Here is a 15,107-nt window from a genome sequence, read left to right on the forward strand (position 1 = left end):
CGTGGCGTCCTTAAATGGCCTTGGCCATGCGATACAGGATGTAGGAACCCGCCAGTTGCAGGCCCACCGCGGTCATCAGCATCTTGAATCCCAGGGGGTCGATCCACAGCCCCATGAACAGGTCATTGTTGGCCACCATGATGAAGCCCGCGATGCCCAGCGGCAGCAGCGCCAGGATCCAGGCCGACAGACGGATTTCGGCCGAGCTGGCCGTCAGCTCGGCGCGCGCCTGGCCGATGTCGCGCATGAAGGCGGCCATGCGTTCCAGCACCTGGTCGCTGCGGCCGCCAAAGCGCAGCGCGACCGACACTACCGCGGCCACCATGTAGAGTTCCTTCATGTCGTACTGGCGCGATACCTGCACCAAGGCCGCGTCCAGCTCCTTGGCCGAGCGGCTCAGTGCGGCCGCGGTCTCGACCACTTCGCGCAACGGCTCGTCGGTGGTGGCGGCCGCCGTCTGGAAGGCCGACGCCATGCTGTTGCCGATGGTGACCAGGCGCACGATGTTGTCCAGGAACGCCGGCAGTTGCGACACACGGCGCCGCTGGCGCCTGTCAGCGCGCAGCCACAGCAGGAAATAGGCAAACACCACCAACAGCACCAGCGCCACCACGCCGGACAGCCACCCCAGGAACGCCCAGGCCAGCAGCGCGCCGACCACGATGGGCAGCGTCAGCTTGGCGTAGAAGGCCGGGCTTTGGCGCACGCCGCCTTGCAGCAGCAGCATGTCCCAGCGCGAGAAGCCGCTGCGCAAGGCACGCGCGCCTTGCGCAAACGGCAGCTTGCCGCTGACCGGCGCGCCACGGCTGCGGCGCAGCTGATCTTCCAGGAAGGCCGAGCTGGCGGCGCGGCGCGCGCCGCTGTTGGCGTGGCGCCATAGCAGCACCGCCGCCAAGGCAAACAACAGTGCCAATCCCCCGATCACGCCGGCTTGCAGCATCAGCGCCTCCTGCTCCAGAAGCCCCCGCCGCCACCATCGGGCTCGCCCGGGTTATGGTCGGCGGGCCGCTGCTCATTGCGCATCTTGGCCAGCTTGGGCGTGTGCGGATGGATGCCCAGCCAGTTCCAGCGATCCTTTTCCTCGCCCTCGGGCGTGGCAAAGGTTTCGTGGCGATAGAGTTCCTGGGTCGAGATCACGCTGTCCCCCATGCCCGTGACCTCGGTCACGGACAGCACCCGGCGCTTGCCGTTGGACAGGCGCCCGATCTGCACGATGAAATCCAGCGCGCTGGCGATCTGGCGCCGCAGGCTGTCCTCGCTGCCCTGAAAGCCCGCGAAGCCGGCCAGCATTTCGATCCGGTACAGGCACTCGCGCGGCGAGTTGGCGTGGATGGTGGCCATCGAGCCTTCATGGCCGGTGTTCATGGCCTGCAACATGTCCATGACCTCGGCGCCGCGCACTTCGCCCACCACCACGCGGTCTGGCCGCATCCGCAAGCTGTTGCGGATCAGCTCGCGGATGCTGACCGCGCCGCTGCCGTCAAAGCCGCCCTGGCGCGATTCCAGCCGCACCACGTGCGGGTGATTCAGCGACAGCTCCGCCGTGTCTTCCACCGTCACCACGCGCTCGGTCTCGGGAATGAAAAACGCCAGCGCGTTCAACAACGAGGTCTTGCCCGAACTGGTGCCGCCCGACACCAGGATGTTGCAGCGGTTCTTCACCGCCTCGTGCAACAGGCGGTAGATTTCCTCGTCGAACGTGCCCAGCGTCAGCAGGTCGGCGGGCTTGAGCGGATCCTGGCGGAATTTACGGATCGAGACCATCGGCCCGTCCACGGCCAAGGGTTCGATCACCACGTTCAGGCGGCCGCCGTCCGGCAGGCGCGCGTCCACCATGGGGCTGGACTCGTCCAGCCGGCGCCCCATGGGCGCCAGGATACGCCGCACGATGCGCAACACGTGCTGGTTGTCGGTAAAGCGTAGCGTCTCGCGCGCCAGCACGCCGCGCCGCGACACGAAGACGTTGTCGTAGCCGTTGATCAGGATGTCTTCGACCGCGGGGTCGGCCAGCAGGTCCTCCAGCGGTCCCAACCCGGCCAGTTCCTTGGTCAAGGCCTCGGCGATCTGCCGCATTTCGCTTTCATTGATGGGCACCCGGCGCAAGCGCACGAAGCTCGCGACCTCGATGTCGACGAACTCCTGGATGGCCGAGCGCGCCCACCTGCCGAACTCCGCCCCCAGCTCTTCGATGCGGGAAAGCAGGTGCTCGTAGGCAGCCGTCTTTACTTCCTGGAAACGGTTGGACGAGGAGAAGCCCTTGTCGCCATCGCCACCGAACTCTATGGTCGCTGTCATGATCATGTCGGATTTCCGCCGCCGTCCGTTACTCGACCACCATGCGGCGGTGCACGCCAGGCAGCCACGTGGCCAGCCAGCTTGCCCGGCCGCCCGGTGTGTTTTCTTCCGCGCTCAGCTTTTCGGCCAGCGCCTGGACCGCGCGGACGTAGACGTCGCGCTCGGCTTCTTCGTGCAGCAAATGCCCTTGGTTGGTACACACCATCAGCGCCAGCGTGCGATCGGGCAGCGTGCCGACCAGATCAAGCTGGAAGCGTTCGGCGATCTGCTGCGCCGTCATGCCATAGCGCTCGTCGTAGCGGTTCACGATCAGGCCCAGGCTACGGCGGTCCACATGCAGTTGTTCCAGTTCCTGCAGCAGCCCGGCAAGCGACACCAGCGCGCCCACGCTCTGGTCGGTCACGATCCAGTTCTGTTGCGAGGCGCGCGCCAGGCCCGCGACGAACTCAGGGTTGGTAAAGCCGCCCGAGTCGGCCACCACCACGCCGAAATGCTGGCGCATGCGTTCGAACACCAGCAGCGAATCGGACTGCGACACATCGCGCATCTGGCCCAGGTCGCGCGGCAACGCCAGCACGCTCAGGCCGTTGGCGGTATGCGCCATGGCCGAGCTCAACAAGGTGGAATCGAGCCGGCGCAGATTGCGCGCGGCTTCGGCGAAATCAAAATCGCTGCCGATGTTCAGGTACAGCTGGCAATCGCCCACCGGCCAGCCCAGGTCCATCAGGGCCACGCGGCTGCTCAGAGGCAAGGTGCTGCCCATATCGGCCGACGGCTTGGCGGCCTTGGCGCCCGACGCCGTCGCGCGCACGCCGTGCAGGTGCTTCAGGCGGTCCTGCACCATGCCCGCCAGGTGCACCGCGAGGGTGCTGGTGCCCACGCCCGGACGCGCGCCCAGCAGCAGCACGCTGCGGCGCGATCCATCCTGCCGGCCGCCGCCGGCCGGCACATCCAGCAGGCGCTGCACGACATCCTTCACTTCCTGCGGCGCCACGGTGGGGTCGACGAAATCGCTCACGCCGGCCCGCAGCGCCGCAATGGCGCCTTCGGGCTGGCTCAGGAGCCCCACCGCCACGCGCGGAATCGTCGGCGCGATGCGGGCCAGCAGGCGCGCCAGTTCGGCCGACTTGAACAGCTTGCCGGGCTCGTCCTCGCTCAAGGTGAAATCCAGGAACACCACTTGGGGCTCGATCTCGGTCAAGCGCCGCCCCAATTCCTCGACCCCCGGCACTTCCTGAGTCAACATGCCCATGTCGCCCAGCGCCTGCCCAAGCTGCGCCGCGACGCCATCGCCTTTCGAACAAAACAGAAACCGGTTGCCGTTCTGCAGGCCAACCCACTCTCTGGCATGTGTCTTCATATTACTCACCGTGAAAAGCCCGGCATTTGCTGTCCGCTGGAGTTACCCATCAGGTAGTAGCCCCAAGCGTTGAACGTCGTGTCGGTCGCTTCCTGCTTGGCCCCCGGCAACGGCAATGTCACGCCGCGCGCGATGGGCCGCACCAGCCGCGGCGTCACAACAATGACCAGCTCGGTATCTTCCTGGGTGTAGTCCACGCTGCGGAAGAACGATCCGATGATGGGCAGGTCGCCCAGCATCGGCACTTTATTGACCAGCGCCTTGGTCTGGCGCGACACCAGGCCGCTGATGACGAAGCTCTCGCCATCGCCCAGCTCGACCGTCGTATCCGCGCGCCGCGTGCGCAGGGCCGGAATCAGCGTGCTGGAATTGGTGCCGTTGGAGATCGCGATGGCGTTGCTGTAGTCCAGTTCGCTGGCCTCGGGCGCCACCTTCAACGCGATGCGGTCGCGCGAGAGCACGGTCGGCGTCACCGTCAGGCCGATGCCGAACGGCTTGAACGTCACCGTCGTCGTGCCCAGGCCGCCCGCTTCCGGAATCGGCAATTCGCCACCCGCCAGGAAACTGGCGCTCTGCCCGGTCAAGGCCACCAGCGTGGGTTCGGCCAGCACGCGCGCCATGCCGTTGTTCTGCAACAGGCGCAGGCGCGCGCTGAAGTCGTTGGAGTCATAGAACAGCGAAAATCCCGACGCCAGGGCCGCGGTCTTGCTGAAGCCCAGGGGTGCGGGCAGGTTGTCGGGCGTGATGGAATTGGTGCCGCCCCACGGGCCGGCGCGGCCAGCGAAGCTGATGCCCGCCTGCTTCATGACCGAGCGCGACACCTCGACCACCTTGACCTCGACCTGCACCACCCCGCCTGTGCCCGCGGTGGACACGTCGACCACGTTCTTGTCGCCGACCGTGGCGGCCGCGGCGGCCACCGAGGCCTGGTGCGACAACGGCGAGTCGGCCTGGCCGGACACCACCGCCCGGTCTCCCGCCACATCAACGTTGGCGCCGCCGGCCACGCCGCGCCCGGCCAGCACCTGCTGCACCGTGCCGGCCACCCGCAGGTTCCAGAGCTGCGGCGCCGAGTTGGCGCCCGTCCAGACCTGCAGCGTGGTGGTGCCCGCCTTCTTGCCATACAGCAGCAGCGAAGCCTGGCGCTTGCCCGAGGCGGGCAGCACTTTCACATCGGCCACGTCAGGGTCGCCGATAGCGATGCGGGCGGGCGCGCCGTCCAGCATGAGCGTCTGCTGGCCTTTGACGGCCACCGCGATATCGCGGGCAGGCGTATTCAGGCCAGAGGCGGCGGGCATGGCGTTCTGCGCCGTGCCGATGGCGCCGTAGGTCATCGCCGCTGCGGCCGACAGGACGCAGATCAAAGTGGTGCGCTGGGTTCTCTTCATTTGCTGGATCTAGTTGACAGGTAAGGTCCAGCCGCGGGCGGCACCTAGCCACGCGCAGCCGCGTTTCAATAACGCACGCGCTCGGATTTATCTCCTCGCAGTATTTCCACCGTACGGCCGCCCCCACCCCCGGCCGCACGGACCGGCGCGGGTTTGGCGGCAGGCGACGTGCCCTCCAGCTGCGCCAGGCTTTCGCCGGCGTAGGCGCGGTTCGGGCCGGTCAGCAGCTGCGCGCGCTGTTCCGGTGTCAGATCGGGCCGCGGCGGCAACACGGCGCTGCGCTGCGCGAACAGCTGCGTGTCGGGCTTGGCGTCGTCGCCCACCGGCCGCAAGGCCAGTTGCAGGCGGCCGGCGCGGCTGGCCAGTATCAGTTCGCTGACCTGCTCGACCGGCACGGCCAGCACGGCGGTCTTGGCCGGCTGCCCGGGCGGTCCGGGCAGCGTGGATTTTTCCTCGGGCCCGTCCACCGACGCGGCGCCATAGGCCAGCACGCGGACCTGCGATTGCAGCAAGCGGGCCTGGCCGCCCTGGATCTCGACGCCCTTCTCGACCATGAAGAAAACGTCCACCAGGTCTCCCGGGGCAATGCGGTTGCCGCCGCCCACGACCTCGTCCACGCCGATCGCCACGGCGCGCTCGCCGGGCTTGAGCTGACGGCCCAGGCCTTGCGCCAGCATGCTGGGCAGCACCGGATCGCCCGGCGCGATGTCGACCCGCGCATACGCCCCTTCCAGCGGCGTGCGCGAGCTGTAGCTGCCCGACAGCGCGACCTGCCATTCATCCACCTTGAGCATTTTTTCGCCATCGATGCGGGTACCGGCCGGAATCGCCGCGCTTGCCACCACCACCGGATAGCGCTTGGCCGGGGCTTCGGCCGGCGCGGGCGCCGCCGTCGTCGCCGTGGGCCCCGTTGCCACGGGCGCCGGGGCCGGCGGCTCGGAAGCCAGGCGCCACGCCACGAACGCCAGCACCAGGCCCGCCGCCAACAACACACCCGCAATGATTTTGCTCAGACTGCTCATGGTGTCCCTTGGGAAATTTGCACGATGGCCTTCGACGACAACCGGGTCGGGATCCAGTTCTTGTCCGTCCCGGGCAGCATGGCGATGAAGGCCTGGAAGGTGGACAGCACCGGCCAGGCCTGCACGTTGAAAGTCATGGCGACGGTCGTGCACTGCGCCGTCTGGCCACCCGAACCGCTCCAGGTGCAGGGCGCGCTGGTCGTGGCGCAGGCCACCGTCGAACCGGTCCCGAACACGCTCATGGCCGCCGAGCAGGCCGCGCCGGGCACATCGGCCTGGCCGGCGAACCGGGCATAGACCGCGGCCCGCGCGCCTTCGGAAGCGGCGGAGGCCAGTTGCTGCTGCATCCAGAACAGCACGCCATAGCCAACGACGGCGCAGACGAACATCAGCAGCATGGTCACCGTCAACGAAAATTCGAGCGCGGCCAGGCCCCGCTGGCCGGCCTTGCGGCCGCGGAAGGTGTCGGAACTGGCGCGCGCAACCATGTCAATTGCTCCCATCCAGGGAATTGCCCAGGTGGACCGTGGCGCGGGCGGTCAGCACGCTGGAAGGCGGCATCAGCGCCTGCGCCAGGAACGGGAAATTCGGAATCAGGGGATTGGCGCCGTAGGGATAGCTGACCGTCACCTCGATCTGGTCGGCGGTCAGCGGCAAGCCGCTGCAGGTGCCGCCGGCCGTGCTGCTGAGCGTGCCGGAGGCCCCGCATACCGCCACCGCCACTGCGGCCGAGGACATGGTGGTGATCCACCCGGAGCGGTCCAGCGCGATGTCGCGGCCGGCGTTGGCACGGACCGTCAGCGAGGTGGCGCCCGGCTGCCATTGCAGCACCTTGCGGGCGCCGTCCTGCGCGGCCAGGGTCACGGAATGCTGTGCGGTGAAGACCAGGGCATACGTCAGGATCGCGTAGAACACCAGGAAAAACACCACGAATACCAGTCCGAACTCAAGGGAATAAACACCACGCTGAGCGCGGCGGCGCCCAGATAGGCGCCGTACGGAATCTGGCGGGCCCGCAGCGGCAACGCCCAGCTTCGGGAAATGTAGAGGTAGAGCAAGGCGTGCAGCCCGGCCAGGATGCTCGCGAACACCAGGGTCAGCACCAGCGGGGCAAAGCCCATCAGCAGCCCCAGCACGGCGATCGCCTTGACGTCGCCCGCGCCCATCAAGCGTTTGATCCACAGTGGAAAGAATGGCAACGCCAGCGCGAATCCGGCCAGCGCCATGGACCAGCCGGCCCAACGCGGCGGATACGCCCATGCCGGCGCGAGCCAGGCGGCCAGCAGCCATAGCACCTGCCCCGCGAATCCCGCGACGATGAGCGTGTTGGGAACGCGGCGATAGCGCAGATCGGTGTAGATCAACGCCAGATTCCAGCATGCGAACAACAGCCACCACAGCACTTCCCCTGGATACAAGGCAGGACCTTATGACGGTTTCGGTTTGAACTACCGGGTGTCCGCTCAATGGGACACCGTCTCCTTCATTCGACTGGCTGGCAATACGTATTCATGCAGTACGCAACGAGCCAATGCGCCCAACGCCGTCAATCCGCGACCGCCCTGGGCTGTCGCGCGGGTAGTGTTGTCAACATCGGCTCCGCACCAAGCGGGTGGCAGGCCCGGCCGCACGGGGCTGCCTGGCATGAGCCAGGCGCGCCGCCGCGGCCGGAACCTTCGGCGTCACTTGGACGCGTTGGCGAGCTTGGCCTGCAGCGACGTGAACAGGCCGCTTAGCGCGCCCGTGAATGTCGCCAACGCCGCTACCAGCGCCACCGCGATCGTGCCCGCGATCAGCCCATATTCCAGGGCGGTAATACCTTCTTCGTCGTTCCAGAACTGCGCAAGTTTCGCTTTCATGTCGAGCTCCTAAGGTCTCGCTGGATAATTGGGCCCCGCCGCAGTGGCGGCGCCCCCTAGACCCGGTGCTGCCGACGCGCTGGCGTGTTCCTCACCCGCGCGCCTTCCGGGGACCTGCTAACCCGGCCCCAGAGTGGAACCAGGTGTTCTGCCCGGCTCCGCCACGGGAGCCGATTCAATGATCGAATCGATGCGTTGCGCCAGGCGCGCGCGGAAACGGCGCGAGGCGCGCTGCAAATGCCAGCGCATGACCAGCAAAATGGCGGCCGACAGCGCGAAGGCGATATACGGCAGCATCACTCCACCGATCTGCATGCTGGAAAAATCGCGTGGCGTGGTGCAGACAACCGTGCCGGCGGCCGCGCCCGTGTAATGCATGCCGCACACCGCAATCGCCATCAAAACGGCCGCCGCGGCGCGCTGAAACTCATTCTGCGTATTGAAAGCCAGCCACAAAGCGGCTGACGCGGCAATTACCGCTATGAATACCGATAAAACAACCATCGGCAAATTCCACATAAATACCGCGGGCATGCGCATGGCGCTGATGCCCACATAATGCATGGCCGCCACGCCCAGCCCTGCCGCCAAGCCACCCACCACGCAACGCATGAAGGTGAAGCGATCGCGGCCTACATACCAGAAAGCCCAACCGGAAAACCCGGCGGCCACCAGGAAACTGAGCACGGTCAAACCGACCTGGTAACCCACTTCAAACGGCAAGTTCTGTGCCTGCATGCCGATGAAATGCATGCTCCAGATACCGACGCCGCCCATGGCCAATGCACCGATGATGATGTAACCGATGCGTATCTCGCCGTCCTGCATTTCGGCACGGATGCCCACTGCGGCAAGCAGGGCCACATAGGAGCCAAGCACCGCGATCAGGAACGACAGTGCGACCAGTCCGCCGTGGAAAGACAGCGGCACGATATCGCCCGGGTTCATGAACGGCCCCTCTGAAGCAGCCGCTTAAACCCACCGGGGGCAGGCCTGCATTCGACGATTGTCTTGCGGTCATCCTGGTCCATCGACGGACTCCCGATAGCCTGTAAAACCCGATGTGTTTTGAAACGTTTATATAGTCTTATCTATTAACAATTAATACACATCAGGGTTTATACCAGTATTCGCAACACTGCGACAGCTCACTTGTAACGAATACTCGGAAATTCGAAGGGGTCGTTTTTTTCGATACCGATAAACCCGGTAATTTCGGATGCCGGGATTGCCTTCTATTTCACTATGTTGTTATATCCACGTTTCCGGCCAGTCACAATGAAATAATTTGTCATTGCCTTGGCGCGCTGGCAACATACCGCCTGAGCGGTGCGCAACCGGCTTAACTTATATAGCGTCCCCATATATCCAGAAGCTATTCGGGCATTTATCGAATGCTGTTTTGACGGCACCTGCGGCAAATGAGAGACAACAAGGCATGAGACGTACGCTTCCCGCAAGTCCGCTTTCCCTCGCCCTGATCTGCACGCTCGCCGCGATCGGCACGGCACGGGCCGACGGCCCGCTACGGGGCAACCCCGTCGACGCCATGCCGCAGATCGAGCGGCCGCCCAACGCCACGCAACCCCCACCCGTCGTCCAGACCGCCACGCCGGAACAACTGGCCTTGCAGGCGCGCCTGGCGCAGCGCATCGTGCCGCAGCATTTCGACGTGACCGGCGTGCATGAAATGCCGTTTGATGAGGTCTCCGCCCTGCTGTCGCCGCTGTCGGGCAAGGAAATCAGCCTGGGCGAACTGGTGCAGCAGGTGGACAAGATCACGCAGCTTTACCGCGACCGCGGCTATCCGCTGTCGTTCGCGCTGGTGCAGAACCAGACCTTCGCCAACGGCCTGGTGGTCGTGACGGTGGTGGAAGGCTATATCGGCACGGTGCGCTTCGAAGGCGACATCGGCAATGCGCAGGACCGCCTGGAATCCCTGGCCGAGCCGCTGAAGGAAGAAAAGCCGCTGAAGCAGGCGACGCTGGAACGGGTGCTGAACCTGATGCGGACGGTGCCGGGCGTGAAGTTCACGCCGTCGCTGGACCTGCCCCGGCGCGCCGACGGCGCCACCGAACTGCTGCTGACGGCCACGCGCCAGCCGGTCAGCCTGACGGGCGGCGTGGCGGATCTGGGCACGGGCATGCAGCCCATTGTGAATGCCGCCACCAACAGCCTGACGCCGCTGGGCGAGCAGGTCAAACTGACGGCGTCGGTTCCGTTCAATACCGACGACGTGAAGTACGTGTCCGGCGAAGTCCGCGTGCCCATCGGCAATGACGGGCTGGCGGTCAAGGTGGACGGCTACTACTACGACGCCCGGCCCAAGGACGACGCCATCGATTTCCTGGGCTTCCAGCGCCGCGTCAAGAACAACCGCATCGGCATTGGCGTGAGCTACCCCTTCCTGCTGAACAACACCCGCTCGCTGACCGGCACGCTGGGGGTATATGCGGCCAACTCCAAGGACCGGTACGAGGCCAAGGATTCTGACCGCTGGCTGCAGCAGGACGCGCAAGTGCGCGCCGCCAATCTTGAAATGCGCTATATCCAGGTGTCGGAATCCCAGACTACCGACGTGACCCTGGGGGTCGCCAAGGGCTTCAATGCAGCCGGCGCCAAGAAAGAGATCTACACCAACTACGGCTATTCCGCCGTGCCGATCCTGGACCTGGACTTCACGCGCTACAACCTGAACGCCAAGCAGACCTTCGCCTTGCCGGCGCAGTTCGGCCTGACCCTGTCGGGCGCCGCGCAATACTCGAGCAACATCCTGCCGTCGTCCGAACAAGTGTCGTACGGCAGTTGGCGTTTTGCCATGGGCTATCCGCAAGGCGAGCAAAGCGGCGACAAAGGCATAGGCGTTTCCGCCGAGGTGAATCGCCGTTTCGGCATCGGCTGGGAATACCTGTCGAATGTGCAGCCCTACGCACTGATCGACTTTGCCCGTACCTATTACAACAACAAGGGCTTGCAGCAACTGAATCAGCGCCACCTGTCTTCCGTGGCGCTGGGGCTGCGTTTTACCGACGACAAGTACTACCTGTTTGATTTCAACGTAGCCAAGCCTATCGGTTCGGCCACGGTGAACAACGACCGAGACGTGCGTTTCAACGCGAACTATTCGCTGTATTACGACGCGTTCTGATCTGCGTGCCTGCTGGCGCCGCCCGCGCGCCAAGTCATCAGCGCCTGTCCCAACAGGCGCTTTTTTTTGCCTGTTCCATACACCACGTTACGTAACGTGGGCCGTAACGTAACGGGGGTTTTACGGCCAGACGTAACATTCGCAGGCTCTGCGTGATCGTAAAAATGGGGGATTCCAAATATTGGTACAAACCCTTTAAACGAACAACAAGTCATTGATTTTATTGGATTTTTAAAATAGGAAAAATCCCAAGAAAGCAAACTGGCACGGTGCGGGAAAAATATTGGCACGGTTTATGCATGTAGAGACGTATCGGGCAGTTTCGACGCCTGACATATCCCCCACAGGAGCTCGCCATGAATGCCAAGATTGAAACGCAGCGCGTACAACGTATTCTGACTTCCACCGTTCTGGCGGCCGCTCTGATGAGCACGCTGGCCGCTTGCGGTGGTGGCGGTGGCCACGGCGGTGACGGCGCCTCGGCCAGTTTGCCGGGCACGAACAACCCGACCAACCCCAACAACCCCAACAACCCGAATAATCCGAATAATCCGCCGGTCGATCCAGTGACCACCGGTTTGCTGCAAACGACCCTGGGCAATACCGGCAAGGCTGTCGACAATACCCTGCCCCTGAATTTGGGCACCACGCTGGGCGGCGTCGGCAAGGCGCTGGATCCGACCGTCAAGCCGGTAGTCGATACCGTTGTCGGCCTGACCCAGCAAGTCGGCGCCACCACGGGCCTCGGACAACCTGTGGACGGCACGGTCAAGCAAGTCGGCGGCCTGGTTGAAGGCCTGGGCACCACGGTCAAGGGCACCGGCCTGCCCGGCGGCCTGAGCGCCGGCGTCGGCGGCCTGGTCGAAGGCCTGGGCAAGACGGTTGCCAGCACCGGTGGCCTGCTCAACGCCGATCCCAAGAATCCGCAACCGCTGACCACGATCCTGGGCAACGCCACCAACGCGGTGGGCGCCCTGACCGGCGGCCTGTCAGGCAATGGCGGCCTGCTGAACCCCGTCACCCAGTTGGTGGGCGGCGTCACCGGCGGCGTGCTCAATGGCCCGTCCAAGCCGCTGCTGGAGCCGGCGCTGGGCAATGTCGGCAAGACGGTCGACAACGTGCTGCCGCTGGGTCTGCAACCCACGCTGGCCGGCCTGGGCGCCGCGCTTGATCCGACCGCCAGCCCCCTGGCGGGCACCGTGGTCGGCCTGACGCAGCAAGTCGGCGCCACGACCAAGCTGGGCGCGCCGGTCGCCGGTCTGCTCAACTCCCTGGGCGGCACGGTCAGCAATCTGGGCGGTCAGTTGCCTGGCGGCAACGTGGCAGGCCTGAATGGCGTGCTGCAAGGCCTGGGCGGCGCCGTCAGCAGCGCCGGCGGCCTGTTGAACGCCACGCCGGGCAACCCCAATCCGCTCGGCGCCACGCTGAACAACGTGACCGGCGCCGTCGCCTCCCTGACCGGCGGTCTGGGCCTGGGCGGCGCGACGGGTGGCAACGGCGGCCTGCTCAGCCCGATCACCGGCATCCTCGGCGGTGTGACGGGAGGCACGGCCGGCGGCAACGGCGGCCTGCTCGGTGGCGGCGCCAACGGCGGTCTGCTGGGCGGCTTGCTCGGCGGCTTGACGGGCGGCGCTGCAGCCGGTGGCAACGCCGGCGCCAACGGCGGTCTGCTGGGCGGCTTGTTGGGCGGCGTGACGGGCGGCGGCACGGCCGGCGGCACCGCGGGCGCCAATGGCGGCTTGCTGGGCGGCCTGCTGGGCGGCGTGACGGGTGGCGGTACGGGTGGCGGCACGGCGGGCGGCACCGCGGGCGCCAATGGCGGCTTGCTGGGTGGCTTGCTCGGCGGCCTGACGGGCGGCGCTTCCGCCAATGCAGGCGCCTCGGGCACGGCCAACAACGGCGGCCTGTTGGGTGGCTTGCTGGGCGGCGTGACGGCAGGCGTGAACGGCGGCACCACCACCAACGGCTCGGCCAACGGCGGTTTGCTGGGCGGCCTGCTCGGCGGTCTGTCGGCCAAGAAGTAATCAACCGGATCCGTGAGGGAGCGAACCATGCTGCAACAAGAAACCATCGTTCACCACGAGCATGTGACCGTGATGCCTGAATCTCGCAACAACGATCTGCGGCCCGGAATGCTTGACGACATCGCCCTGATGCTGGGCCGGCAGTTCGCCGTGTACAACGCGGCATGCCAGTCGGCCCTGGCGGAGAAACTGGGTATCCCCCTGGCGGATCTGAAAGCGCTGGAACTGGTGATGGAGTTTGATGCCCTGCCCACCGGCCAATTGGCCCAGCTGATGGGCATCAGCTCCGGCGGCGCCACCGCCTTGATCAACCGCCTGGAAGCGGCGGGTTATGTGCAACGGGGCCGTCATCCGCTGGATCGCCGGATGATCGTGATCCGGCCGGTTGAAGAGCAATGCCAGCAACTGGCGCAGGAACGCCAGTGGGTGGCCGAAGCAGTGGTGCTGATGGCGCGCCGCTACGACGCCGCCGAACTTGAGGTGGTGCATGCCTTCCTGGCGCAATGCGTACGCGCCCTGCGACACGACACCCTGGTCTGGCTGGAAACCCGCAGCGCCCACGACTGACCTGGCCGCGCAGGCGCACCGCGCCCCGATCCGCAAGGATCCGGGCGCGGTTTTCTTTGGCCGGGCGCAATCAGTGCGCGGCGAACAGATCGGCGACGCTCCGCGGAGCGTGTTCGCCGAAGAAGCGCTGGTGATTGCGGGCCGTCAGTTCGGCGACCGCCGCGCTGCGAGGAAACAGCGCCTGCTCGTACTCGGCCAGCCCGGCCTCGATATCGCCGGGATGCGCGCATAGCGCGCCGGCCAGCTCGGCGCCGTCATACAAAGCCAGGTTGGCGCCCTCGCCCGCAAAGGGCGACATCAGATGCGCGGCGTCGCCCACCAGGGTGACACCCGGCTTGCGGATCCACCGATGATCGATCGGCAAGGCATGCAGCGGCCTGGCGACGGGCTCGCGATCCCCGGCGGTGATCAGCGCCCGCAGCGCGGGAGCCCAGCCTTCGAATTCCCGCGCGATCCGATCGAGCGCGGCGGCTTTGCAGGTGAAGTCGATGGCATCGAACCAGGCCTGAGGCTGGTTCAGCGCGATATAGGCCTGCACGGCGCCGCTCGCGTAGCGGTGCGCCAGGATGCCTTTGCCGGGTTCGACGGCCATCAGCGTGCCGCTGCCGATCATCCGCGCCCAGGCGGCGTGCCGGGTGCCGCCGTCGAACAGATGGGTCTCGATGAATGTCGTGCCGGCATACACGGGAATGGCGCAGGACAGCAGAGGACGGATGCGCGACCAGGCGCCATCGGCGCCGACCAGCAGATCGGCCGTCGCTTGCGCGCCATTGGCGAAGACCAGCCGATGCTGCCCATCGTCCAAGGGAGTGACGCGCGTGAGTTTGCAACCCCAGCGGATCACGCCGGGCGGCAATGCACCGATCAGCAGCCGGCGCAGGTCGCCTCGGGCGATCTCGGGCCGGGCGGTGTGGCTTGCGGGATCCCTGCCCGGCCGGTCGATCAGGATGTTTCCATGCCGGTCGACCACGCGCTTGGCGTCTTCGCCGGGCCGCGCCAGGGCCAGGAATTGATCATGCAGCCCCGCGGCCTTGAGCGCGATCTGGCCGTTGTGGGTGTGGATATCCAGCAGCCCGCCCTGGGCCCGGGCATCGGGCGAAGCCTCCGCCTCGTACAGCGTGGCGGGCACCCCATGCCGATGCAGGACGCGGGCGAGCATCAAGCCGCCAAGGCCTGCGCCGATGATGGCGATGCGGGAAGTCGAAAGAGGTTTTGCTGCGTTGAGCGGTCTGACCATGGCGCGTTCCAGTGGTACGGGCAAGGCGCGTGGAAAGCGCGTTTGCTCGAGACGGTCCGGCGGATGCCGGGGAATCGCTGGCCGACCTGACTCAAGGGCTGGGTGGCGTGTGCGCGGCCTTCTGATGACGCGGCGCAAGGGCCGGTACGGCGGAAGGCCGTTTTTCGCGGGGATCGAAGCGCCAGTATCGCATGGATCCGCGTCCTG

14 protein-coding genes are annotated in these 15,107 nt (G+C 66.1%); 3 read left to right on the forward strand and 11 right to left on the reverse strand.

Features of this window, described 5'->3' with window-relative positions; translation table 11 throughout:
- Positions 1-10 precede the first annotated feature (10 nt).
- The 10 genes from A9974_RS21945 to A9974_RS21990 form a co-directional block, all read right to left on the reverse strand.
- On the reverse strand, positions 11-940 hold the full coding sequence (locus A9974_RS21945; protein ID WP_183006280.1) for a type II secretion system F family protein: 930 nt from the start codon (positions 938-940) through the stop codon (positions 11-13).
- Positions 940-2,301 carry a CpaF family protein gene (locus tag A9974_RS21950; RefSeq protein ID WP_183006281.1) on the reverse strand — a complete coding sequence of 454 codons (1,362 nt, stop codon included), beginning with the start codon at positions 2,299-2,301 and terminating at the stop codon, positions 940-942. The genes A9974_RS21945 and A9974_RS21950 overlap by 1 nt, the downstream gene beginning before the upstream one ends.
- Positions 2,302-2,323: 22 nt before the next feature.
- Complete coding sequence (locus tag A9974_RS21955; protein ID WP_183006282.1) at positions 2,324-3,664, reverse strand: pilus assembly protein CpaE; 1,341 nt, start codon at positions 3,662-3,664, stop codon at positions 2,324-2,326.
- Positions 3,661-5,043: a type II and III secretion system protein family protein gene (locus A9974_RS21960; RefSeq protein ID WP_183006283.1), complete on the reverse strand. Its 1,383-nt coding sequence runs from the start codon at positions 5,041-5,043 to the stop codon at positions 3,661-3,663. Before A9974_RS21960 ends, A9974_RS21955 begins: the two co-directional genes overlap by 4 nt.
- Positions 5,044-5,108: 65 nt before the next feature.
- Positions 5,109-6,065, reverse strand: coding sequence for a Flp pilus assembly protein CpaB (gene cpaB / locus A9974_RS21965; protein ID WP_183006284.1), 957 nt, complete (start codon positions 6,063-6,065; stop codon positions 5,109-5,111).
- Positions 6,062-6,553, reverse strand: a complete 492-nt coding sequence (locus tag A9974_RS21970; RefSeq protein ID WP_183006285.1) for a TadE/TadG family type IV pilus assembly protein — start codon at positions 6,551-6,553, stop codon at positions 6,062-6,064. The genes cpaB and A9974_RS21970 overlap by 4 nt, the downstream gene beginning before the upstream one ends.
- Before the next feature lies 1 nt (position 6,554).
- Entirely contained in the window at positions 6,555-6,995 is a 441-nt protein-coding gene (locus A9974_RS21975) for a TadE family protein (protein ID WP_183006286.1), read from the reverse strand.
- Positions 6,962-7,483 carry a prepilin peptidase gene (locus A9974_RS21980; RefSeq protein ID WP_220806069.1) on the reverse strand — a complete coding sequence of 174 codons (522 nt, stop codon included), beginning with the start codon at positions 7,481-7,483 and terminating at the stop codon, positions 6,962-6,964. The genes A9974_RS21975 and A9974_RS21980 overlap by 34 nt, the downstream gene beginning before the upstream one ends.
- Before the next feature lie 264 nt (positions 7,484-7,747).
- Entirely contained in the window at positions 7,748-7,924 is a 177-nt protein-coding gene (locus A9974_RS21985) for a Flp family type IVb pilin (RefSeq protein ID WP_006390266.1), read from the reverse strand.
- Between the two features lie 117 nt (positions 7,925-8,041).
- The gene (locus A9974_RS21990) at positions 8,042-8,872 is read right to left on the reverse strand and encodes an MHYT domain-containing protein (RefSeq protein ID WP_183006287.1); all 831 of its coding nucleotides are present in this window, start codon (positions 8,870-8,872) and stop codon (positions 8,042-8,044) included.
- 601 nt (positions 8,873-9,473) lie between these two features.
- Here A9974_RS21990 and A9974_RS21995 point away from each other — a divergent pair.
- The 3 genes from A9974_RS21995 (at position 9,474) to A9974_RS22005 (ending at position 13,663) form a co-directional block, all read left to right on the forward strand.
- The gene (locus tag A9974_RS21995; RefSeq protein ID WP_370539673.1) at positions 9,474-11,072 is read left to right on the forward strand and encodes a ShlB/FhaC/HecB family hemolysin secretion/activation protein; all 1,599 of its coding nucleotides are present in this window, start codon (positions 9,474-9,476) and stop codon (positions 11,070-11,072) included.
- Between the two features lie 356 nt (positions 11,073-11,428).
- Entirely contained in the window at positions 11,429-13,096 is a 1,668-nt protein-coding gene (locus A9974_RS22000) for a collagen-like triple helix repeat-containing protein (protein ID WP_183006289.1), read from the forward strand.
- 27 nt (positions 13,097-13,123) lie between these two features.
- Positions 13,124-13,663, forward strand: coding sequence for a MarR family winged helix-turn-helix transcriptional regulator (locus A9974_RS22005; RefSeq protein ID WP_183006290.1), 540 nt, complete (start codon positions 13,124-13,126; stop codon positions 13,661-13,663).
- A 70-nt stretch (positions 13,664-13,733) separates the two neighbouring features.
- Here A9974_RS22005 and A9974_RS22010 read toward each other — a convergent pair whose 3' ends face one another.
- Positions 13,734-14,900, reverse strand: a complete 1,167-nt coding sequence (locus tag A9974_RS22010; protein ID WP_183006291.1) for an NAD(P)/FAD-dependent oxidoreductase — start codon at positions 14,898-14,900, stop codon at positions 13,734-13,736.
- Positions 14,901-15,107 lie beyond the last annotated feature (207 nt).

It is taken from the genome of Achromobacter sp. UMC71 (genome assembly GCF_014170305.1).
Lineage (GTDB): Bacteria > Pseudomonadota > Gammaproteobacteria > Burkholderiales > Burkholderiaceae_B > Achromobacter.